Origin of the sequence: Rhodococcus pseudokoreensis, assembly GCF_017068395.1 — a bacterium.
In the GTDB taxonomy this organism is placed as follows: domain Bacteria; phylum Actinomycetota; class Actinomycetes; order Mycobacteriales; family Mycobacteriaceae; genus Rhodococcus_F; species Rhodococcus_F pseudokoreensis.
Window position 1 is genome coordinate 2,657,390 of record NZ_CP070619.1, and the last position, 21,992, is coordinate 2,679,381.

At 68.8% G+C, this 21,992-nt stretch carries 20 protein-coding genes; 13 read left to right on the forward strand and 7 right to left on the reverse strand.

Features of this window, described 5'->3' with window-relative positions; all coding sequences use genetic code 11:
- The first annotated feature begins 103 nt into the window (after positions 1-103).
- Together JWS13_RS17290 and JWS13_RS17295 are read left to right on the forward strand one after the other, a co-directional pair.
- Complete coding sequence (locus JWS13_RS17290) at positions 104-1,291, forward strand: pyridoxal phosphate-dependent aminotransferase (protein ID WP_206006726.1); 1,188 nt, start codon at positions 104-106, stop codon at positions 1,289-1,291.
- Positions 1,288-2,319: an AraC family transcriptional regulator gene (locus JWS13_RS17295; protein WP_206006727.1), complete on the forward strand. Its 1,032-nt coding sequence runs from the start codon at positions 1,288-1,290 to the stop codon at positions 2,317-2,319. Before JWS13_RS17290 ends, JWS13_RS17295 begins: the two co-directional genes overlap by 4 nt.
- A 12-nt stretch (positions 2,320-2,331) precedes the next feature.
- Here JWS13_RS17295 and JWS13_RS17300 read toward each other — a convergent pair whose 3' ends face one another.
- The 3 genes from JWS13_RS17300 to JWS13_RS17310 all read right to left on the reverse strand — a co-directional run bounded on the left by JWS13_RS17300 (position 2,332) and on the right by JWS13_RS17310 (position 4,588).
- Positions 2,332-2,757 carry a VOC family protein gene (locus tag JWS13_RS17300; RefSeq protein WP_206006728.1) on the reverse strand — a complete coding sequence of 142 codons (426 nt, stop codon included), beginning with the start codon at positions 2,755-2,757 and terminating at the stop codon, positions 2,332-2,334.
- A 51-nt stretch (positions 2,758-2,808) separates the two neighbouring features.
- On the reverse strand, positions 2,809-3,852 hold the full coding sequence (locus JWS13_RS17305) for a zinc-binding dehydrogenase (protein WP_206006729.1): 1,044 nt from the start codon (positions 3,850-3,852) through the stop codon (positions 2,809-2,811).
- Between the two features lie 88 nt (positions 3,853-3,940).
- On the reverse strand, positions 3,941-4,588 hold the full coding sequence (locus JWS13_RS17310; RefSeq protein ID WP_206006730.1) for a LysE family translocator: 648 nt from the start codon (positions 4,586-4,588) through the stop codon (positions 3,941-3,943).
- A 145-nt stretch (positions 4,589-4,733) separates the two neighbouring features.
- On the opposite strand from JWS13_RS17310, the gene thpD reads away from it, so the two are divergent.
- From thpD to JWS13_RS17325, 3 genes are all read left to right on the forward strand, one after another.
- Positions 4,734-5,645, forward strand: a complete 912-nt coding sequence (thpD, locus tag JWS13_RS17315) for an ectoine hydroxylase (RefSeq protein WP_206006731.1) — start codon at positions 4,734-4,736, stop codon at positions 5,643-5,645.
- A 172-nt stretch (positions 5,646-5,817) separates the two neighbouring features.
- Positions 5,818-7,968: an MMPL family transporter gene (locus JWS13_RS17320; protein WP_206006732.1), complete on the forward strand. Its 2,151-nt coding sequence runs from the start codon at positions 5,818-5,820 to the stop codon at positions 7,966-7,968.
- 57 nt (positions 7,969-8,025) lie between these two features.
- Complete coding sequence (locus JWS13_RS17325; protein ID WP_206006733.1) at positions 8,026-8,673, forward strand: alpha-ketoglutarate-dependent dioxygenase AlkB; 648 nt, start codon at positions 8,026-8,028, stop codon at positions 8,671-8,673.
- Here JWS13_RS17325 and JWS13_RS17330 read toward each other — a convergent pair whose 3' ends face one another.
- Positions 8,674-9,762: a 3-deoxy-7-phosphoheptulonate synthase gene (locus JWS13_RS17330; RefSeq protein ID WP_206006734.1), complete on the reverse strand. Its 1,089-nt coding sequence runs from the start codon at positions 9,760-9,762 to the stop codon at positions 8,674-8,676.
- A 282-nt stretch (positions 9,763-10,044) separates the two neighbouring features.
- Here JWS13_RS17330 and JWS13_RS17335 point away from each other — a divergent pair, with 282 nt between their 5' ends.
- From JWS13_RS17335 to JWS13_RS17350, 4 genes are read left to right on the forward strand one after another with little or no spacing between them, the layout of a single operon-like run.
- Complete coding sequence (locus JWS13_RS17335; RefSeq protein WP_206006735.1) at positions 10,045-10,995, forward strand: ABC transporter ATP-binding protein; 951 nt, start codon at positions 10,045-10,047, stop codon at positions 10,993-10,995.
- Positions 10,992-11,768, forward strand: a complete 777-nt coding sequence (locus tag JWS13_RS17340; protein WP_206006736.1) for an ABC transporter permease — start codon at positions 10,992-10,994, stop codon at positions 11,766-11,768. Before JWS13_RS17335 ends, JWS13_RS17340 begins: the two co-directional genes overlap by 4 nt.
- Before the next feature lie 19 nt (positions 11,769-11,787).
- Positions 11,788-12,903 (forward strand): sensor histidine kinase, encoded by a 1,116-nt coding sequence (locus tag JWS13_RS17345; protein ID WP_241032232.1) that lies wholly within the window; start codon positions 11,788-11,790, stop codon positions 12,901-12,903.
- A complete protein-coding gene (locus JWS13_RS17350) occupies positions 12,900-13,508 on the forward strand; it encodes a response regulator transcription factor (protein ID WP_124392651.1) in 609 nt (202 codons plus the stop codon). Before JWS13_RS17345 ends, JWS13_RS17350 begins: the two co-directional genes overlap by 4 nt.
- A 23-nt stretch (positions 13,509-13,531) precedes the next feature.
- Here the strand turns inward: JWS13_RS17350 and JWS13_RS17355 are convergent, their stop codons facing one another.
- Positions 13,532-13,891 (reverse strand): hypothetical protein, encoded by a 360-nt coding sequence (locus tag JWS13_RS17355; RefSeq protein WP_241032233.1) that lies wholly within the window; start codon positions 13,889-13,891, stop codon positions 13,532-13,534.
- Positions 13,892-13,946: 55 nt separating this feature from the next.
- Between JWS13_RS17355 and JWS13_RS17360 the strand changes: the two genes are divergently transcribed.
- From JWS13_RS17360 to JWS13_RS17375, 4 genes are read left to right on the forward strand one after another with little or no spacing between them, the layout of a single operon-like run.
- The gene (locus JWS13_RS17360; RefSeq protein ID WP_206006738.1) at positions 13,947-15,374 is read left to right on the forward strand and encodes a GntP family permease; all 1,428 of its coding nucleotides are present in this window, start codon (positions 13,947-13,949) and stop codon (positions 15,372-15,374) included.
- A gap of 25 nt (positions 15,375-15,399) precedes the next feature.
- The gene (locus JWS13_RS17365) at positions 15,400-16,653 is read left to right on the forward strand and encodes a CaiB/BaiF CoA transferase family protein (RefSeq protein ID WP_206006739.1); all 1,254 of its coding nucleotides are present in this window, start codon (positions 15,400-15,402) and stop codon (positions 16,651-16,653) included.
- Positions 16,650-17,588 (forward strand): hydroxymethylglutaryl-CoA lyase, encoded by a 939-nt coding sequence (locus JWS13_RS17370; RefSeq protein ID WP_160098729.1) that lies wholly within the window; start codon positions 16,650-16,652, stop codon positions 17,586-17,588. The genes JWS13_RS17365 and JWS13_RS17370 overlap by 4 nt, the downstream gene beginning before the upstream one ends.
- Complete coding sequence (locus JWS13_RS17375) at positions 17,585-18,580, forward strand: 2-hydroxyacid dehydrogenase (RefSeq protein WP_206006740.1); 996 nt, start codon at positions 17,585-17,587, stop codon at positions 18,578-18,580. The genes JWS13_RS17370 and JWS13_RS17375 overlap by 4 nt, the downstream gene beginning before the upstream one ends.
- Before the next feature lie 36 nt (positions 18,581-18,616).
- Here JWS13_RS17375 and JWS13_RS17380 read toward each other — a convergent pair whose 3' ends face one another.
- Positions 18,617-19,402: an IclR family transcriptional regulator gene (locus JWS13_RS17380; protein ID WP_206006741.1), complete on the reverse strand. Its 786-nt coding sequence runs from the start codon at positions 19,400-19,402 to the stop codon at positions 18,617-18,619.
- A 79-nt stretch (positions 19,403-19,481) separates the two neighbouring features.
- Positions 19,482-21,905 (reverse strand): ATP-dependent Clp protease ATP-binding subunit, encoded by a 2,424-nt coding sequence (locus JWS13_RS17385; protein ID WP_206006742.1) that lies wholly within the window; start codon positions 21,903-21,905, stop codon positions 19,482-19,484.
- Positions 21,906-21,992: the final 87 nt, after the last annotated feature.

Genomic DNA, 21,992 nt, shown 5'->3' on the forward strand with positions numbered 1-21,992 from the left:
CCGGGCGCCCTTCGCGCGCCGTCTACAGAGAAGACGAGACAGCCCCGCAGAACGTGACGCGGCCGTGTGCAACCGTCGCCGTCACACCGACTACGCTGCAGTAATGCCCGCAACGCCGCGCAACCGCACCGTCCAGCGCTTGCAGCCGTTCGCGTCCACCATCTTTGCCGAGATGACCGCGCTCGCCGTGCGTCACGACGCGATCAACCTCGGTCAGGGTTTCCCCGACACCGACGGTCCCGCGTCCATGCTCGACACGGCGCGGCAAGCGATCGCGGACGGGCTCAACCAGTACCCACCCGGCCCCGGTATGCCCGTGCTCCGGCAGGCGGTCGCGGCCGACCGCCTGGCCCGGTACGGGCTCGACCACGACCCCGACTCGGAGGTGCTGGTCACCGTCGGCGCCACCGAGGCCATCAGTGCCGCCATCCTGGGCCTGGTCGAACCGGGTGAGGAAGTGGTGCTGATCGAGCCGTACTACGACTCCTACGCCGCCTCGGTCGCGCTGGCGGGGGCGGTGCGGCGCAGTGTGCCGCTCGCCCGCTCCGGCACGAGGTTCGTCGTCGACCTCGACGCTCTGCGCGCCGCGATCACGCCGAAGACCCGGATGCTGGTGATCAACACCCCGCACAATCCGACGGGCACCGTGTTCACCCCGGACGAGATCGCCGCGGTCGCGGAACTGGCCTGCGAACACGACCTGCTGGTGCTGAGCGACGAGGTGTACGAACACTTGGTCTTCGACGGCCGCACGCACACCGCCCTGGCCACCCTCCCGGGAATGTACGAACGGACCGTCTCGGTGTCCAGCGCCGCCAAGACGTTCAACGTCACCGGGTGGAAGATCGGCTGGGCGTGCGGTCCGGCGGAACTGATCGACGCGGTCCGCACCGCGAAGCAGTACATGTCCTTCGTCGGCGGCGGACCGTTCCAACCCGCAGTGGCGCACGCGCTGAGCCACGAGCAGCAGTGGGTGAAGGAACTGCGGGACAGTCTCCAGGCCAAGCGGGACGTCCTGTACGACGCGCTCGTCGCGTCCGGTCTGGAGGTCCATTCGGGCGGCGGCACGTACTACCTGTGCGCCGACATCACCGCGATCGGCGAACGCGACGGCATCGACTTCTGCCGCACACTCCCGGAGCGCATCGGTGTGGCCGCAGTACCGGTCAGTGTGTTCACCGACCATCCGCAGCCGTGGAACCCGCTGGTGCGGTTCGCTTTCTGCAAACAGGATCACGTGCTCGAGGAGGCCGCACGACGGCTACGGACCCTCGGAGAGTCCGGATCGTGACTGCGCGCACCATCCCCGCCGACTTCGTGCGGCGATCGCTCGACCTGTCGGCGCGCAGTGGCGTCGACCTCTCCCCCGCACTGTCGGCGGCGGGACTCACGACGGCATCGCTCGGGGATCCGCTGGCCCGGTTGACGCCCACCCAAGTCACCGCGTTCACCCAGGCCGTCTGGCAGATCACCGGCGACGAATTGTTCGGCCTCGGCCCGGCACCGGTCCCCCGCGGCACGTTCCGGCTCGTGTGCCTCGCGCTGATCCATACCGCGGATCTGTCCGCCGCCCTCGAGCGGATGGCCGACATCCTCCGTGCGCTGCCGTCACTGCCCGCGCTGCACATCGGCCCCGGTGCCCACGGCGGCACCCGGATGACCATCGACATCCGCCCGGTGGCGGCCGAACGGTCCGCCGAGGAGGTGCAGTTGTCGCTCGAGGCGACGCGCGTCACCACGGACTTCCTGCTGATCCTGCTCCACCGGTTCGCGGCGTGGCTCGTGGGCAAGAGGGTCCGGTTGCTGGCGGTGGAACTGCCGTATCCGGCGCCGCTGCCGCAGCTCGCCGAGAACTACGATCACATCTTCGGTGTCCCCGTGACGTTCGATTCCGACATTCCCGCAGTCGAATTCGACAATGCGGTGATGCGGGCGCCCATCATCCAGACCGAGGAGACTCTCGAGGAGTATCTGCGGGAGTCGCCGACGCTGCTGATGTCGGAGCGCGACTACGACAGCACGGCGTCCGCGCAGGTACGCCGGGTTCTCGAGCACGGCATGAAGGGCCGCACCTCGACGGCCGAGGACATCGCGGAGATGCTGTCGATCAGTGTCCCCCACCTGCGCCGGCTGCTCCGGCAGGAGGGGACGTCGCTGAACCAGCTGCGGGAGGAAGTGCTTCGCGACGCCGCCGTCGCCGGGCTCCGGCGCGGCGAGTCCGTGGACGACCTGTCGGCGCGGCTCGGCTTCTCCGAGCCCAGCGCGTTCCGTCGCGCCTTCAAGCGCTGGACCGGCAGCACGCCGAGTTCCTACCGCTGAGTGGCCGTCGCGTCAGCTGACGCAGAACTCGTTGCCCTCCGGGTCGGTCAACGTGACCCACTCGCTCGGACCCTGGCGACCCCGGTGGAGGACGGTGGCGCCGGCCTGCTCGAGCTTTTCGGCGACCTCGTAGCGGCCGTCCCCGACCCTGATGTCCAGGTGCAGCCGGTTCTTCACTGTCTTCCGTTCGGGAACCAGCTGGAACAGCACGCGGGGGCGCTCGGGGTGCTCCGGATCGCGGATGGCCTGGCCCTCCCGCCAGACCAGGACACCCTCGAATTCGATGGTGTCGGACTCCTGCGCGTGGCCGGCCTGCACGAGCCCGCGGATGAACTCCTCGTTGCTCGGCTCCACCTCCCAGCCGAGCGCCTGGGCCCACCATTTGGCCAGGGTATGCGGGTTCTCCGAGTCCACTGTGACTTGAAATTCATATCCCATGGCCCGACGGTACAGCGGGGCACCGACAGGTCCCGGTGAGCCGCGTCCCGCTCAGGGTTTGACGAGGATCCGGATGGGATCTCCCTCGTGGTTCGCGAGTTTCTCGATGCCCTTCGCGACGTCTTCGAGCGGGACGATCTCGCTGATCGACCGCGACAGGTCGAGGCGGCCGCGCGACACCAGTTCGGCGAGGGTTTCGATGTCGACGTTCTTGTACCCCAGATGGCCGAGTACCTGCTTCTGCGACAGTCCGAACTGCGCGGTGGTCCCCACCGACGCCTCCTGCGCGCTCAGGCCGACCGCGACGAGGCGGCCGCCCACCGTCAGGCAGTTCAGTGCCTGCTCGAACGTCACCTTCAGTCCGGCCGCGTCGAACGCGACGTCCAGCATCCGGCCGCCCGTGGCCTCCGCGACCTTCTCCTTCAGGTCCTCGTCCCGGGAGTCGAACGCGTAGTCGGCGCCGAGTTTCAGAGCACGCTTCCGCACAGCGGGATTGATGTCGAACGCGATCACCGGGACGGCGCCGACCAGGCGCGCCAGCTGCACGATGTGGGTGCCGACGCCGCCCACACCCCACACGCCGACGGTCTCCCCGACCACGACCTTGCCGGTGCGCACGACCGCACCGAACGGCGTCGACACCGCGTCGGCGAGGAGGGCCGCCTGCTCGAACGGAACGTTGTCCGGGATGCGGGTCAGTCCCCCGGCTTGCGCGACGGTGTACTCGGCCCACGCGCCGTCGTAGGCGAACGCCATGAGCTGGATGTTCAGGCAGTTCGTGAGGTCTCCGCGGCGGCAGTTGCGGCACGCGAAGCAGGGCCTGCCCGCGGACGGCACGACGCGGTCACCCTCGGCCCAGCCGGTCACTCCGGCACCGACTTTCGCGATGGTGCCCGACGCCTCGTGGCCCTGGGTCACCTCGGGCAGCAGCGCCGGGAACGTGCCGTCGATCAGACTGAGGTCGGAGTGGCAGATGCCGCAGAACTCCACCTTGACGAGCACTTCACCGGGGCCGGGCTCCGGAATCGGAATATCCTCCACAGCAATTGTTTTCGTGTCGGCGTGGAATCGTTCCGCCCGCATGGTCCCGGCCATCGCTCACCCCTTCGTCGTCGTTGCCTCGACGGTACCCGCGAAGAATGCCCGGGTGTGCATGATTCGGGCCACCCGGGCCGCGGCCGGCTCAGACGACCGCGGGCCGGGCCCGGTCCAGCGCGAGGTGGACGGCGAGACCGCCGAGGACGCTTCCCATCACGAACTTCTGCGCCCGCAGCCACGCCGGGCGTCCCGACAGGAAGGTCGCGACAGTTCCTGCGACGCAGACGATCAGCGCGTTCACGGTGAGCGCGACCACGATCTGCACACTGCCCAGCAGTAGGCTCTGCACCCAGACGGGACCGGCGCCGGGGTGCACGAACTGCGGGATCAGCGCCAGGTACATCACCGCGATCTTCGGGTTGAGCAGATTCGTCGTCAGGCCCATCAGGAACAGCCGGGCGGACGAGTCCCGGGGCAGTGCCCGGGCAGGCGCGAACGGCGCATGACCGCCGGGCCGCAACGCCTGCCACGCCATCCATCCCAGATAGCACGCGCCCGCCAGTTTCAGTGCGGTGTACGCCTGCGGGACGGCGGAGAACACCGCCGAAATACCCAGTGCCGCAGCGGCCAGATAGCACAGGAACCCGAGAGCGACACCGGCCAGCGAGACCAGGCCCGCCGCCCTGCCCTGAGTGATGCTGCGCGAGACCAGATACAGCATGTTGGGTCCCGGCGTGAGAACCATGCCGAGCGCGATCGCCGCCACCCCGAGTACCGCCACCGAATCGGTCATGTCCGTCACGATCCCACCGCGGCGACGCGCCGTCGCGGTCCAGTCCAGCCTCGGTGGACCTGTGTCCGGGTTGCATTCGTCGACGACCAGTGAGAACGTCGGAAGAGTAAAGCGTTGTCCAATCCGAAAGGGTGAAACACGAGTTATGCGTACGGCCGTAGCCGACAACTACCCCACGAGGGACCGCGACGAGTGCACGATGACCGTCCGTCAGGACCCGGTCACCTGGTTCGATACGAAACGGGGTGATACCCGGTCCGGTCCGCTCACTGCGAATCAGATTGCCGACTACGACAAGCGCGGATACCACTCCGCCGACGCGATCATCCCGCCACGCGACGTGTTCGACCTGGTCGACGAGATGACCCGCCTCGCCGAGACCGACACGTTGCGCGGCGACGACCGCATCGTGCGGGAGAACGGCAACGGCGCCGTCCGGTCCGTGTTCGACGTCCACCGTCTCAGCGACGTCGTCGACGAGATCGTCCGCCGCCCCGAGGTGGTGGGTATCGCCCGGCAGATCCTCGGTTCGGACGTCTACGTCCACCAGTCGCGGCTCAACTTCAAACCGGGTTTCACCGGCGGCCCGTTCTACTGGCACTCCGACTTCGAGACGTGGCACGCCGAGGACGGGATGCCTGCGCCGCGCGCCGCGAGCATCTCGATCGCGCTGACCGAGAACTACGGGCACAACGGCGGGCTGATGATCATGCCCGGATCGCACCGCGCGTTCGTCTCGTGCGCCGGCGAGACCCCCGAGGACTACTTCAAGGAATCGCTGGTCAGCTACGTTCCGCCCACCGGGTCGCCGGATCAGCCGACGCTCACCCGGATGGCCAACGAGTACGGCATCGACACGATGACCGGACCCGCGGGTTCGGCCACCGTCTTCGATTCGAACTGCATGCACGGTTCGAACGGCAACATCACGCCGTTCGCGCGGTCGAACCTCTTCATCGTGTTCAACAGTGTCGAAAACACTCTGACGGATCCGTTCTCGGCTCCCGCCCCGCGCCCCGGCTACCTCGGTAGCCGGGATTTCACGCCCCTGCGGTAACGAGGACAACGACGTACCGCGGCCCCGCTCCCTGACGTCGGAGCGGGGCCGCGGTGTTCTCGATGCGGCAGAACCCGTAGCCTTCGCGGCGCCCTGCGTGCGACGATGACTTGGCACGGTTCGACCGCCCGGCCCCGGGCGCCGGCCGAACCTTCATCTCCCGGAACGGGGAATGATGTTTGCCTACATCGCGCGTACCGTCGTCGCACACCCGTGGCGAGTCATCGCGGCCTGGGTGGTCGCCGCAATAGCGGTCATTCTGTTCGCACCCAGCCTCGACGACTACACCACCGGTAACCAGCAGACATTCCTGCCCAGTTCATTCGAGTCCTCCGAGGCGCAGGCCGTCGGCAACCAGTACTTCCCCAGCCTGTCCGGTGCCACCGGCAGCCTGGTGGTGGTCCGCGCCGACGGCGCCCCACTGTCTCCCGCCGACCAGCAGACTGCCCTCAATCTCGCGACGTCGCTGCAGAATTCGGCGATCCCGGGCGTGCTGAGCGTGCAGGGGTCGCCCACGTCGCTGTCCGCCGACGGCAAGGCCGCCGCACTGCAGGTGGTGTTCGCCGGGCAACCCGGCGACGACCAGGTCAACGAAGCCGTCCCGGTCGTCCGGAACGACGCCGAGCAGCAACTGAGCGGCACCGGCCTGGTGAGCGGGCTGACCGGCAACGCGGCCATCCAGGTCGACACCACCGCCGCCTACGACAACGCCGACAAGGTCATCACGATCGCCACGGTGATCGTCATCCTCACCCTGCTCGGCCTGATCTTCCGCAGCCCCGTCATCGCGGTCCTGCCGGTCCTCGTGATCGGCGTCGTGCTGGCGGTGGTCACCGGGCTGACCGCCGTGCTCGCCGATCTGTTCGACTTCCAGGTCAGCACGTCGCTGCAATCGATCCTCGTGGTGGTCCTCTTCGGTGTCGGCACCGACTACATCGTCTTCCTGCTGTTCCGGTATCGCGAGCGTCTGCGGCAGCAGGCCGCGGCAGGGTGCACCGCCGACACGCACCGGGAAGCGCTCGTGTTCTCCACCGACGTCGTCGGTCGCGTCGTCGCGTCGTCGGCGCTCACGGTCATCGTCGCGTTCGCCGCGCTGCTGCTGGCGAAACTCGGTTCCCTCACCACGCTCGCCCCGGGACTCATCGTCGCGGTGGCCGCCATGTTGGTGACCGCGTTGACGCTCATTCCCGCCGTGTTCACCGTGCTGGGCCGCCACCTGTTCTGGCCGCTCGGCCCGGGACACGACAGCCCGCACACACCGTTCGCCGCGATCGGCGCCGCGATCGGACGCCGCCCGGCCGTGTTCGCCGTCGTCATCGGCCTCGTGCTGATCGCGCTCGCCTCGTTCGCGTCCGGCTACAAGTCGACGTACAACACGCTCGGCGAACTGCCCGCCGACACGCCGTCCCAGCAGGCGTTCGACACCCTCGGCAAGTCCTTCCCCGCGGGCGCGCTCAGCCCCACCCAGGTGTACGTCGTGGCTCCCGGACCGCTCGACCCCGCGTCACTGACACCCCTCGTGACCGCGCTGACGCAGGTGCCGGGGGTGTCCTCGGTCGCCCCGCCGCGACCGAGTCAGGACGGTCGCGCCGCGCTCGTCACTGTCGTTCTCGCCGACGACCCGTACTCGAATACGTCTCTCGATCTCGTCGAGGGACCGATCCGCGACGCCGCCCACGGAGCGGTCCCCGGCTCGGAAGTCGTTGTGGGAGGGCAGACGTCCACGTTCGTCGACGTCCGCGCTCAACTCGCGGCGGACACTCGCCTCGTCTTTCCCGTCGCCGCGGTCGCGATCGCGCTGATCCTCGCCCTGCTCCTGCTGGCGGTGCTCGCGCCGATCAACCTGCTGGTGTGCGTGGCCCTCACGTTCGTCGCCACGCTCGGCGCCGTAGTGCTCCTGTTCCTGCACGGCCTCGGCTACGACGGCATCGACTTCTCCATTCCGATCGTGCTCTACCTGTTCGTCGTGGCGATCGGCACCGACTACAACATCCTGCTCGCCTCGCGACTGCGCGAGGAATTCCGCAACGGGTACTCCCCTCGCGACGCCGCGCGGATCGCCGTCGCCAACGACGCCCCCACCGTCGCCGCCGCCGGCCTGATCCTCGCGCTGACGTTCGCGTCCCTGACCCTCACCGGACTGGCCAACCTCGCCGAACTCGGCTTCGGGGTGGCGATCGGTGTCGCGCTCGCCGCCTTCGCGATGGCCCCGATGCTGGTGCCCAGCCTGTCGGCACTCGAACGCCGCGCCTTCTGGTGGCCGAGCAGGCAGAAGGCCGTCGTCGACACCGGCGACGACCGGGAGCCCGTGGTGCCGCGGTAGCCGTCGTCGCCGGAAAATATGGGAACATACGTTCGACTGCCGGTGTAGCATGGCCGCATGACCTCCGCGGATGCGCGGTATGCGCTGCAGGCTTCGCTGTTCGACGATGCGTCATTCGGTGTGGAGCTGGGCGAACTCGGGCCGACGGTGCAGCGCCGCACGCTGACGGCGGGGGCGTGGGTCGACGTGCGACCGGGGTGGATGACCGGCTCCGACGACCTGTTCACGACGCTCGCGGAGACGGTGCCGTGGAATGCGGAGCGGCGCCAGATGTACGACCGCGTGGTGGACGTGCCGCGCCTCGTCCGGTTCTACGGAGAGGACGAGCCGCTCCCCGACCCACTGCTGGTCGCCGCGCGAGACGCCCTGAGCAGGCATTACCGGCCCGAACTCGGCGAGGAGTTCGCCACGTCCGGACTGTGTTTCTACCGCGACGGGTCCGACAGCGTCGCCTGGCACGGCGACGACACCGGTCGCAGCCGAACCGAGGACACGATGGTCGCCATCCTGTCGCTCGGCGCCTCGCGTCCGCTGCTGCTGCGTCCGCGCGGCGGCGGGCACTCGATCCGGTACTCCCTCGGCCACGGTGACCTGCTGGTGATGGGTGGTTCCTGCCAGCGCACCTGGGAGCATTGCGTACCGAAGAGTGCCCGTCCGCTCGGACCGCGGATCAGCGTCCAGTTCCGGACGCGGGGCGTGCGGTGACTATCCGCGCCGGGCCGCGACGGCCTGCGCCAGCCGGTCGAGTTGCGCGGCCGTGGTGTTCCAGTCGATGCAGGCGTCGGTGATCGACTGACCGTAGGTGAGCTCCTCCGACTTTCCGAGGGTGAGGTCCTGGCGTCCGGCCTCGATGAAGCTCTCCACCATCACACCGACGATCCCCTTCTCGCCTGCCTCGAGGCGGGACGCGATGTCGTCCAGCACGTCGACCTGCTTCTCGTGGTTCTTGCTGCTGTTGCCGTGGCTGGCGTCGATGACGACGCGTTCCGGCAGACCGGACTTGTTCAGCCGGGCGAGGGTGTCCGCCACCGTCTCGGCGTCGTAGTTCGGTCCGTCGCTGCCGCCGCGCAGGATGACGTGGCAGTCGGGGTTGCCCATGGTGCGGATCAGCGCGGCCTGCCCGTCGAGGTCGGTGCCGGGGAACACGTGGCTCGCCGCGGCGGCGCGGGTGCCGTCCACGGCCACCTGCACGTCGCCCTCCGTCGAGTTCTTGATTCCGACGGGCATCGACAGCGCGCTGCACAGCTGCCGGTGCACCTGGCTGGCGGCGGTGCGGGCACCGATTGCGCCGTAGGTGACGAGGTCGGCGATGTACTGCGGCATGATCGGGTCGAGGAACTCGCAGCCGACCGGCAGTCCGAGCGAGGACACGTCGAGCAGCAGCTTGCGGCCCATCCGGATCCCGGTGTCGATGTCGAACGTGCCGTCCAGGTGGGGGTCGTTGAGCAGACCCTTCCAGCCCAGCGTGGTGCGCGGCTTCTCGAAGTAGACCCGCATCACGATGTGCAGGTCGTCGCGCAGTTCCTCGGCCTTGGCGGCGAGCCGGCGGGCGTAGTCCATGGCGGCGACGGGATCGTGCACGGAGCACGGGCCGACCACGACGAGCAGGCGGTCGTCGTCGCCGTTCAGCACGTTCACCGTGTCGGCGCGGCCCGAGCGGACGGTCGCGGATGCGACGTCGTCGGGGGCGTGTTCGCGGCGCACGACGGACGGCGCCACCAGCGGGCTGATGCTCACGGTGCGCTGGGCGTCCAGGCGATCACTGCTGGTCGTGGTGTCGAGAGTGACAGTCATGGGTTCGGGTTCCTGTTCTCAGGCCGGCCCTCGAAGACTGTGGAGATTCCCGCGAGCCGGTCTGTAATCCGGCTCTGGGGTGGAGGAGGTCAGCGCGTGGTTACGCCGACCGGCCCACCCGGGGCCGGCCTGCTAAACCAGAAATATGCGCGCTGCATGACGGCCACAGTAACGGCTGGTCCGGATCGGCGCCACACCTACCCCCCTCCCCTGACATTTGTCACGGTGAGGTCGTGACGGACGTGTGAGGGTCGCAGGCCGCCCGGATCGCACGCTGAATGCATGACATCGACAGAACCCCGCACCTCCGCGCAGGCGTCCGCATCGCCGGCTCCGGCAGTCAGCCTGCGCGGCGTCCACAAGCACTTCGGTGACGTTCACGCCGTCCGCGGGCTGGACCTCGAGATCCGGCCCGGTGAGATCGTCGCGTTCCTCGGCCCGAACGGCGCAGGCAAGACCACCACCGTCGACATGGTCCTCGGACTGTCCCGCCCCACCGCCGGCGAGGTGTCCGTCTTCGGCACGGATCCGCGCACCGCGATCGCGAAGGGCCTCGTCTCCGCGGTCATGCAGACGGGCGGCCTGCTGAAGGAACTGACGGTCGAGGAGACCGTCCGGCTCACCGCGAGTCTGTTCGCCGACACCCGGCCCGTCGACGAGGTCCTCACCCGGGCCGGCATCGCCGATCTCGGAAACCGGTTGGTGGGCAAGTGCTCCGGCGGGCAGCAGCAGCGACTGCGGTTCGCGATGGCACTGCTGTCCGATCCCGAACTGCTGATCCTCGACGAGCCGACCACCGGCATGGACGTCGAGGGCAGGCGGGACTTCTGGTCGGCGATCCGCGCCGACGCAGACAGCGGCCGGACGGTCGTCTTCGCGACGCACTATCTCGAGGAGGCCGACGCGTATGCCGACCGGATCGTGCTGGTGCGCAAGGGAAAAGTCGTCGCCGACGGCACCGCGGCCGAGGTGAAGGCGCTGGCCGCAGGACGCACCGTCCGCGCCCACTTCCCGGGCGCTGACCGGGAACAGCTGTTCGCGATTCCCGGCGCCGACAGCATCGAGGTGCGCGGCGACAGCGTCCTGATCCACTCGACGGACACCGACGCCGTGGCCCGCCATCTGCTCACCCGGACACCCGCCAGCGACCTCGAAATCGTCTCCCGGGGACTCGAAGACGCGTTCATCGCGCTCACCTCCGACGATTCCGCCACGGAAGGACCGACCTCGTGACCACCCTCGCCGCCCACCGCCGCGTTCCCCCGCTCGGCGGGCTCAACACCACCCTCCTCGGACTCGAACTGCGACGCCTGCTGCGCAATCGGCGCACGATGATCATCACCCTCGTGATGCCGGTCGTGTTCTTCCTCATCTTCGGGCTGAACCCGAGCTATTCGGGGGAGAGCGCGGGCAACGGGAACGTCTCTGCGTACGTGATGATCAGCATGGCGCTGTACGGCGCGATGATCGCGACGACGAGCGGCGGCGCGATGGTGTCGGTGGAGCGGGCGTCCGGGTGGAGTCGGCAGTTGCGGCTCACCCCGTTGTCCCCGGGGGTCTACATCCTCGTCAAGGTGCTGGTCGCGATGACGCTCGGGCTCGCGGCCGTCGGCGTCGTCTATCTCGTGGGCGCGTTCACGTCCGTCCACATGGACACGTCCCTGTGGTTCACGACGGCCCTGATCACCTGGCTGGGCTCCGCGGTGTTCGCGGCATTCGGCCTGTTCATGGGATACCTGCTGCCCAGCGAGAACGTCATGCAGATCCTCGGCCCCGGGCTGGCCGTGCTCGGCTTCGCGGGCGGCCTGTTCATGCCGCTGCAGGACGGCTCGGTGTGGGCGTCGATCGCACAGTTCATGCCCACGTACGGGCTCAGCCAACTCGTGCACGCACCGCTCACCGGCGACGCGATGCAGTGGACGTGGGCCGTGAACGTCGCGGTGTGGCTGGCGATCTTCGTCGGCGGCGCGGTGTGGCGGTTCCAGCGCGACACCGAGCGAGTGTGACGGCGGTATCGTGACTTCCGTGACCACCCCGGACGGCCCCGTCGTGACCAGACGATGGGGCCGTTTCGGATTCATCTTCGCCGCCGCGTGGACGGTCTTCCTGTTCCAGCCGTTCCTCGACGGCTGGGCCGACCGCGGTCACGTCCGCGGCTGGGTCGGGATGATCGCCACGCTCGCGTTCGCGGTGACGTACCTCGCGATGTTCCGGTGGTCGCATACCCGCCGCGCGCACAACGAGTTTCGGCCGCCCCTCAACGAGGCGCTGCCGGTCATGGTGGCGCTGTTCGCGCTCGCGGCGGTCATGACCCTGGCCGTGGGGGCGTCGGGGTTGTCCGCCGCCGTCTTCCTCGCGGTGTCGGCGATCATCCTGCTGCCCGCCTGGCTCGGCGGCATCACCGCCCTCGCGATCGCCGTGCTGGTGGAGGTGATCTCCACGGCGATGGACTGGGGGTCGGGCACCGGGCTGTCGCTGGGTGTGTGCGCGGCGGCGTTCGCGATGTTCGGGGTGACCAAGCTGATCAACCGCAACATCGAACTGGTCCGGGAACGGGAGGAGAGCGAACGGCTCGCGGTGCAGGAGGAACGCACCCGGATGGCCCGCGACCTCCACGACATCCTCGGGCACTCCCTCACCGTCATCACCGTCAAGGCCGAACTCGCGGGCCGGCTCCTCGACATCGACCTGGACCGGGCCCGCACGGAAGTGGCGGACCTGGAACGTCTCTCCCGCGATGCCCTCGCGGACGTCCGGCAGGCCGTGCAGGGAATCCGGGGACTGTCGCTGCCGATGGAGATCGCCCGGGCCGGGGAGGCGTTGCGGGCGGCCGGGATCGAGGCCGAGCTACCGGGCAGCACCGAGTCGGTACCCACCGGGTTGCGCGAGCTGTTCGCATGGACCGTCCGCGAAGGTGTCACGAACGTGGTCCGGCACAGCGGCGCGACGCACTGCGCGGTCACGGTGGGCGAACGCGACGTCACCGTCGTCGACAACGGTTCCGGCTGCGGCGAATTCGCCCACGGAAACGGGCTCGTCGGCCTCCGGGAGCGCGCCGCCGCGGCCGGAGCACGGGTCGTCATCACCCACCCGCAACCCGGAGGATTCTCGTTGCACGTGCTGAAAGAAGAGGTCCCGTGACGATCCGGCTGCTGCTCGCCGACGACCAGGCACTCGTCCGCGGCGCCCTCGCCGCCCTGCTCGACCTCGAACCGGACCTGACGGTGGTCGCGGAGGTCGGGCGCGGCGACGAGGTGGTCGCCGCGGCCCGCGAGCACTCCCCCGACGTCGCGCTGCTCGACGTCGAAATGCCCGGCCTCGACGGGATCGCCGCCGCGGCGGCACTGCGCGCCGAGGTGCCGCAGACTCGCGTCCTGATCGTGACGACGTTCGGCCGTCCCGGCTACCTGCGCAGGGCCCTGCAGGCGGGGGCGTCGGGATTCGTCGTGAAGGACACCCCGGCCCGGCAACTCGCCGACGCCGTGCGCCGGGTCCACGCGGGACTGCGCGTCGTCGATCCCACCCTCGCCGCCGACAGCCTCGTCAGCGGGGAATCGCCGCTCACCGACCGGGAGACCGACGTGCTGCGGGCGGCGCGGGACGGTGCGCCGGTCGCCTCCATCGCGGCCGCACTGTTTCTCTCCGCGGGCACGGTGCGCAACCATCTGTCGTCGGCGATCGGCAAGACCGGCGCCAGCACCCGCGCCGAGGCCGTCCGTGCGGCGGAGTCCCACGGCTGGCTGTAGGCGGCTCCGCCGCCCGTGAGTGGTTAGGGAGTCCCTGGACTCGTCAGCCACTCACGGGGCCGGAGGCCGTCGCCCCCGACGGCGCATTTGCGTTGCCAGAGAACATCTCCCGGATCGAATCCCCACCAGCGCACCGCCGTGTCGGCGAGCACCCGGTGGGGAATCGTGAGATTGAGTTGCACGTGATCCGGGGAGAACTCGACGAGGTAGTCGATTCGGCTGCAGTCGGCGACGAACGTGTCGCCGGCCGGTGTGTCCGCGGTGGCGTCGTGGTCGACGTGGTGCCGGGCGTTCCCGCGGATGGTCGTGAGAACGAGTGCGTTTCCGGCGTCAACCAGAAAGGCGCACGGACGGCATTGCTTATATCGTGAGTGTGTGCTCATAATATGGGTGTACCTGTGACACCAGTCACTGCCCGCCTCCTCGAAGGACGCGCACATGTCAGACGTAGGAATCCTGATCAACACCACGGTCGCCGTAGCGGCGGTCGTGCTGATGATCGTGCGTTTCAAGTTCAACCCCGTGGTGTCGCTGGTCGTCGGATCCGCGTACCTCGGACTCACGACAGGACTCGGCACGGCCAAGACGGTGGAAGTCATCAGCACCGGTTTCGGCGACATCATGGCCGAAGTGGGACTTCTGATCGCCTTCGGCGTCCTGATGGGCGCCATGCTGAAGGAAATGGGCGCCATCCAGCGCCTGGTCGGGACGCTTCTCCGGGTGTTCGGGCCGAAACGAATGCCCTATGCGATGTCGCTGACGATCGCGACGTTGCTGCAGTCCATCTTCCTCGACGTCCTGCTCGTCATCTCGGCGCCGCTCGCCCGCAACCTCGCTCCGAAGGTCGGCCGGGTCGGGACGGCCCGCATGGCCACCGCCCTCGCCATCGGCCTGGAGTGCGGCATCGTCCTCATGGTTCCCGGCGTCGGCGCCCTCGCCCTGGCCGGACTGCTCGGTGTGCCGCTCGGCAAGATGCTGATCTTCGGGCTGATCCTGGTGATCCCGACCGTCGCGATCTCGGTCGCGATCATGTCGTTCCTGTTCACCCGTGGTTGGTGGAACCCGGACAAGGACGAGGAGCACTTCCATCAGACGGTCGTCGACGACGAGGAAGAGGACTGGACCGACGGCGCCGGTGGCAGCACCCCTCGGCCGGACGCCGGCGGAGGTGTCGCCCAGGCGCAACGCGCCGCGACCGTCACCACCGAGGACACCAAGCACGACCGTCCGCTGATCCTGCTCCTCGCTCCGCTGCTCTTCTCCCTCCTGCTCATCGCGACCGGCGCGATCCTGGACATCGCCGAGATCAGCAATCCGGTCGTCTCGTTCGTGTCGGAGCCGCTCATCGCGTTGCTGATCGGACTGATCGGCACCAGCTTCGTCGGCCGGTTCAGCATCGGCCAGCACCGCGTCCAGAAGGCGATCGCCAGCGGGTTCAGCGAGAGCGGCCAGATCCTCATCCTCACCGGTGTCGGCGGATCCCTCGCCGCGACCATCGCCGCGGTCGGCCTCGGCGACATCCTCGGCAAATACTTCACCGCCAATCACGCCGCTCCGCTGCTGATGGTCTGGGTGATCGCCGCCGTCCTGCACATCGCTGTCGGCTCGGTGACGATCTCCGCCATCACCGCCGCGGGCATCCTCGCGCCCATCGCCCCCACCCTCGGACTCGACCCGGTCCTCATCGCTCTCGCGGCCGGCGCCGGCTCCCTCTTCGCGGTGCACGTCACGAGCAACACCTTCTGGTTGCTGCAGTCCTTGATGGGTCAGACCACACGAGGCACGCTGAAGACGTGTTCGGTGGGAGTATCGGTGGCATCGGTCGTCGCAATACTGCTCGTCCTGCCCATGAGCCTCGTTCTCTGAGCGTCACTATCAGTTAAGGATCACCATGTTCTCCGACAACACCATTCGACCTCTCGACGGCGTTCGGGTACTCGAGCTGGGCAATTACATCGCCGCACCGACGGCGGGCCGGATGCTCGCCGACTTCGGCGCCGAGGTCATCAAGGTGGAGCGCCCGAAGACCGGCGACGAACTGCGCAACTGGCGCCTGTACTCCGGCGACACCTCGATGCTGTACCGCACGATCAACCGGAACAAGAAGTCGATCGTGCTGGACCTGCGCACCGAGGAGGGCAGGCAACTCGTCCTCGACCTCGCCGCCCACTGCGACATCCTGCTGGAGAACTTCCGGCCCGGCACCCTGGAGAAGTGGGGGATCGGACCGGACGCGTTGAACGAGGCCAATCCGGACCTGGTGATCACACGGATCTCGGCGTTCGGGCAGACCGGCCCGATGTCGCAACGGCCGGGGTTCGCCGCGGTCGCGGAGGCCGCGGGCGGATTCCGCGAACTCGTCGGCGACCCGGACCGGCCGCCGGTGCGGGTCGGGGTGTCGATCGGCGATTCGATCGCCGGACTCTACGCGGCGTTCGGGGCGGTGATGGCGCTGTTCCAGCGCGAGGCCGCGAAGGTCGCCGGGACGCAGGGCCCGCCCCTGCCGCATCGGATCATCGACGTCGCGCTGAACGAATCGATCCTGTCGATGATGGAATCGCTGATCCCCGACTACCTGGCGTACGGCATCAAACGCGAACGCGTCGGCGGCCGCATGGAGGGCATCGCGCCATCGAACGCGTACACCTGCAACGACGGCAACAGCATCATCATCGCCGGCAACGGTGACGCCATCTTCCAGCGCTACATGGACACCATCGGCCGCCCCGACCTCGGCGCCGACCCGGACCTGTCCACCAACGCCGGACGCTGGGCCCGCCGCGACGAACTCGACGCCGCGATCGGCGAGTGGACCATCCAGTACTCCCGCGACGACGCGCTGAAGATCCTCGACACCGCCGGGGTGCCGTCGGGTCCGATCAACACCGCCGCCGACATCTGCAGCGACGACCAGTACGCGGCCCGCAACATGATTCAGCAGTTCACCGTCGACACCGGCGAGGCCGAGCCGAAGCAGGTCGGGTTCCCCGGCATCGTCCCGGTGATCGGCGGACAGTCGCTGCCGATCCGCAACGTCGGGCCGGACCTCGGCGAGCACACCCGGGAGGTCCTCGAGACGCTGCTCGGCAAGACCCCGGAACAGATCGACTCCCTCGTCAACGACACGGTAGGTGACATCTCATGACGCAATCCTTCGAATCACGCGCCTTGCTCCGCGACGTCACCCTGCGCGACGGACTGCAGCTGACCGGCAAGATGCTGCCCACCGCCCGGAAGCTCGAGATCGCGCGACGACTCCTCGAACTCGGCGTGCCCGCGCTCGAGATCGGGTCGATGGCCCGCCCCGACCTCGTCCCGCCGATGGCGAACACCGTCGAGGTGATCTCGGAGCTGACCCCGGAGGAACTGGAGCACTGCTGGGTGTGGGTCGCCACGCCCCGGCACGTGGAGAAGGCCGCCGCCGCGGGCGCACGCCATTTTCAGTACTGCTTCTCCGCGTCCGATTCCCACAACCAGGCGAACATCGGCCGGTCCACCGAGGACAGTCTCGCCGCGATGCCCGCCGCGATCGAACTCGCGCAGGACGTCGGGGGCAGCATCCAACTGTGCATCGCGACGTCGTTCACCTGCCCGTTCGAGGGCCGGGTGCCGGAGCAGCGGGTGATCGACATCGCCAACGATCCGCGCGCCCACGGCGCCGTCGACGTCGTCGTCTGCGACACCCTCGGCCAGGCCGTCCCGGCCGAGGTGTACTCCCTCGTCTCCCGGGTCCGGCTCGAGACCCCGCAACGCGGCATCGTCTTCCACGGTCACGACACCTGGGGTCTGGGGGTCGCGAACAGTCTCGCCGCGGTCGCGGCGGGCGCGATGACCGTCGACGGCGCACTCGGCGGGCTCGGCGGCTGCCCGTTCGCGCCCGGCGCCAGCGGCAACACCGCCAGCGAGGACCTGCTGTTCGCCACCCGCCCCGACTGGCTGAACCCCACCACGTTCGGCTCGCTGGTGGAACTGTCCGAGAAGACCCTCGCCGAACTCGGCGAGGCCAATCGGTCCAAGGCCGCGCAGGGCGCGCGCTCCAACGCTTCCGCGTTCGAGTGGGTCATCGGCGGCGGCCGATGAGCGGCGCCCGGTTCTACGTCACCACCCCGATCCCCGAACCCGCCCTCACGCTGCTGCGCGCCGCGGGCAGCGTCGAACTGCCCGAGGAACTTCCGGACGCCGCCCGGCTGCGGGAGGTCTGCCTGTCCGGCGACTACGACGTGGTGGTGTCCCAACTACGCGACAGTTTCGACGCCGACCTCCTCGCCGCCGCGAAGATCCGCGGGATCTCCAACTACGCGGTCGGGTTCAACAACGTCGACATCGGTGCGGCCACCGCCAACAAGATCCTCGTCGGCAACACCCCGGGTGTGCTCACCGACGCCACCGCCGACGTCGCGATGCTGCTGATCATGGCCACCGCGCGCCGGGCGGTGGAGGCCGACACGTTCGTCCGTTCCGGCAAGTTCACCGGATGGGAACCGAACCTGCTACTCGGCCAGGATGTTTCGGGGAGCACGCTCGGACTCGCCGGGTTCGGGCGGATCGCCCGCGCCACCGCCCGCCGGGCACTGGCCTTCGGCATGCAGGTGCTGTTCTGCCCGCGGCCTCCCGGTGACCGGCCGGTGCCGGACGCCGAACTCGGCGAGTTCGCCGGACGCGTCACCCACACCGACTGGGACACCCTCGTCACCACCAGCGACTTCCTGTCCCTGCACGTTCCGCTGAACGAGCAGACCCGGCACCTGGTGGACGCGGACGTGCTGCACGCGATGAAGCCGACGGCGATCCTCGTCAACACCGCGCGCGGTCCCGTCGTCGACGAGGCCGCCCTCGTCGACGCCCTGAAATCCGGGGAGATCGCCGGGGCCGGACTGGACGTCTACGAGGACGAGCCCGCGCTCGCACCCGGGCTCGCGGAACTGCCGAACACCGTGCTGCTCCCCCACGTCGGCAGCGCCACCGTCGCCGTACGGTCCGAGATGGCGCGGCTGTGCGCCGAAAACGCGGTGGCCATGGCGCAGAACCGGATCCCACCGCACCCGGTCAACCCGGAGGCGTGGACGTCGTGACGGACGCCGCTACCCGTCGTGAAGCACGAGCACGCCTCACGACGGGTAGCGGCCGCCGAGCGTCCGGGTGACCTGCTCGGCGCTGCCGACGAGCAGGTCCACCCACTTCTCGCACTGTTCGCGGGGCATGCGGAGGGTCGGCCCGCTGATCGCCAGCGCGCCGAGCACGTCACCGGACGAATCGAACACGGGCGCAGCCAATCCCGAAGCGCTGTCCTCCCGCTCCCCCGCCGTGATCGCGTACCCGTCGGCCCGCGCCTGGTGGATCAGGTCGCGCAGCACCGAGGTGTCGGTGACGGTGCCCTCCGTCATCGGCTCGATGGGTCCGGCGAGGACCTGTTCGGTGAGGTCCGGGTTCCAGGCGAGCAGCACCCGGCCCGCCGACCCGGCGGGCAGGGGGACGATCTTTCCGACGTACATGTTCCGTCGCAGGGCGTGCTCGGTCTCCGCGATGGCCACGCACACGCGGTAGCCCTGCTCGACCCGGAAGAAGCTGGCGGTCTCACCGGTGGCGTCGCGGATCTCCTTCAGCACCGGTGTGACGACGGCCAGCACGTCGAGTCCCTTGGTGGCCGTCGCCGCCCAGAACGCCATCTTCACGCCGATCCGGATCTGGTCGCCGGACCGGTCGAGGAATTCCTGCGCCACCAGGTTGCTGACCAAACGCTGGACCGTCGACGTCGGCAGGCCCGTGGCCTGGTGGATCTCGCCCAGCGTCATCGACGGACGCGACAGGCTGAAGGCATCGAGGATCTCCGTGATCTTGCTCAGCACCAGCAACGGCTGGTGTTTGGAGGTCAATTCGCCGTCTTCCGCTCGCATACCCACGACGATAGTCGGGCTACCCACACACGTGAGTGGCAAAGCGTGCCGGAGCACACTTTGCCACTCACGTGGGGGATCAGCCGACCACGAGGTCCAACTCGTCGTCGGCCACGCCGACCGCGATGCTGCCACCCTCGACCAGGATGTCGTCGAGCAGCAGATCGGCGATCCGATCGTCGACGGCCCGCTGGATCGACCGGCGCAACGGGCGCGCCCCGAACTCGGGCTGATGTCCGTGCTCGGCGATCCAGTCGACCGCGGCGTCGCTGAACGAGATCTCGATGCCCTTGGACTGCAGCCGCTTCCTGCTGTCGTCCAACAGCAGGTCGGTGATCCGGTGCAGCTGATCGGTGTCGAGCTTGCGGAAGATCACGATCTCGTCGATCCGGTTCAGGAACTCCGGACGCATCGACTCGCGCAGCCGGCCCATCACCCGATCCCGCAGCGGCTTCTCCGACGCCTCCGCGTCACCGGTGCTGAAGCCCAGCGCACCCGACTTGCTGGAGATGATGTCGGACCCCAGGTTGCTGGTCATGATCAGGACGGTGTTCTTGAAGTCCACCGTCCGGCCCTGACCGTCGGTGAGCCGACCGTCGTCGAGCACCTGCAGCAGCGTGTTGAACACGTCGGGGTGCGCCTTCTCGATCTCGTCGAGCAGGATCACCGAGTACGGATTCCGCCGGACCTGCTCGGTGAGCTGCCCCGCCTCCCCGTATCCGACGTAGCCGGGAGGAGCGCCGACGAGCCTGCTGACCGTGTGACGTTCACCGAACTCGCTCATGTCGAGCCGCAGCATCTTGTTCTCGTCACCGAACAGTGTGGCGGCCAGCGCCTTCGCGAGTTCGGTCTTGCCGACACCCGTCGGTCCGAGGAACAGGAAGCTGCCCACGGGACGGTCCGGATCGTTCATGCCGGTGCGGCTGCGGCGCACCGCCCGGGCGATCGCCTTCACGGCATCGTCCTGGCCGACGACCCGGCGATGCAGTTCGTCCTCGAGCCGGCGGAGACGTTCCTTCTCCTCCTCCGTCATCTGGCTGGCCGGGATTCCGGTGGCCCGCGACACGACCTCGGCGATCTGCTCGGCCGTCACCTCGGGCGCGGCGTCGGACGCGCCGACGGACTTCCCGTCGATCCGGGCCTGGACCGCCGTGGCCTCGTCGCGCAGACTCGACGCCTTCTCGTACTGCTCGTCGGCGACGGCCTGCTCCTTGGCCTGTTCGAGTTCCGCGAGCTTCGCCCGCAGGGCCTCGACGTCGACGCTCGGCATCCGCAGCCGCAACCGGGCACCGGCCTGATCGATCAGGTCGATCGCCTTGTCCGGCAGGAAGCGGTCGCCGACGTAGCGGGCCGACAGTTCGACGGCGGCCGTGATCGCCTCGTCGGTGTAGCGGACACCGTGATGCTCCTCGTACCGGTCACGCAGACCGGACAGGATCGCTACCGCATCCTCGACGCTCGGCTCCGCCACCGTCACCGGCTGGAAGCGCCGTTCGAGCGCCGGGTCCTTCTCGATGTGCTTGCGGTACTCGTCGAGCGTCGTCGCACCGACGATGTGCAGTTCACCGCGGGCGAGCTTCGGCTTGAGGATGTTGCCCGCGTCCATCGCACCGTCGGCGCCGCCACCGGCACCGGCGATGGAGTGCACCTCGTCGATGAAGACGATCAGCTCGTCCGAGTGGGCCGAGATCTCGTCGATCACCTTGCCCAGGCGTTCCTCGAAGTCACCGCGGTACCGGGTGCCCGACACCATGCTCGACAGGTCGAGTTGCACGATGCGCTTACCCGTCAGGCGGTCGGGGACGTCGCCGTCGACGATGCGCTGGGCCAGGCCCTCGACGACCGCCGTCTTGCCGACGCCGGCCTCACCGACCAGCACGGGGTTGTTCTTGGTGCGGCGCGACAGGATCTCGATGGTCTGCTCGATCTCGTCGGCGCGCCCGATCACCGGGTCGACTCCGCCGCCGCGTGCGCGTTCGGTGAGGTCGAAGCCGTACTTGTCGAGCGTGGGGGTCTCGGAGTCCGGAGACTCCTCCACCGACCCGCCCTGCACTGCGGTCTGCAAGCGTTCCGGGGTGATGCCCTCGGACGCGAGCAGGCGGCCGGCGGCGTGGTCCTGATCCGCGGCGAGCGCCAGGAAGAGGTGCTCGGGATCGATGTAGGTGGAACCGAGAGCGCGCGCGAGCTGGTGCGCCTCGAGGAGCGCGGTCTTCAGCGCACCGCTCAGTGCGGGTGTCGCGAAGCCGGACGTATCGCGGCCCTGAGGCAGTCGCAGTTCGACGGCATCGGCGACGGCCGCCGTGTCGGCGCCTGCGCGGCGCATCAGGGACGTGACGGGGTCGTGTTCTGTCATGACGCGCAGAACGTGGAGTGCATCGAGTTCCGCGTCGCCACGACCTGCGGCGAAGCGGGCAGCCGCAGCCATGAGCTCCTGGGTGGAGCGGCTCATGAGCCGACTGATGTCGATGCGACCTGGGCCCTCCGGCCCGAAGAATGCTGGCATTCCTCAGCCTCCTATAAGTTGAGCGTTACTCACTCAACTAACGTGCCAACCCTGCGATCAATTCCCGGCCGTCCCGGATGTGAGCGC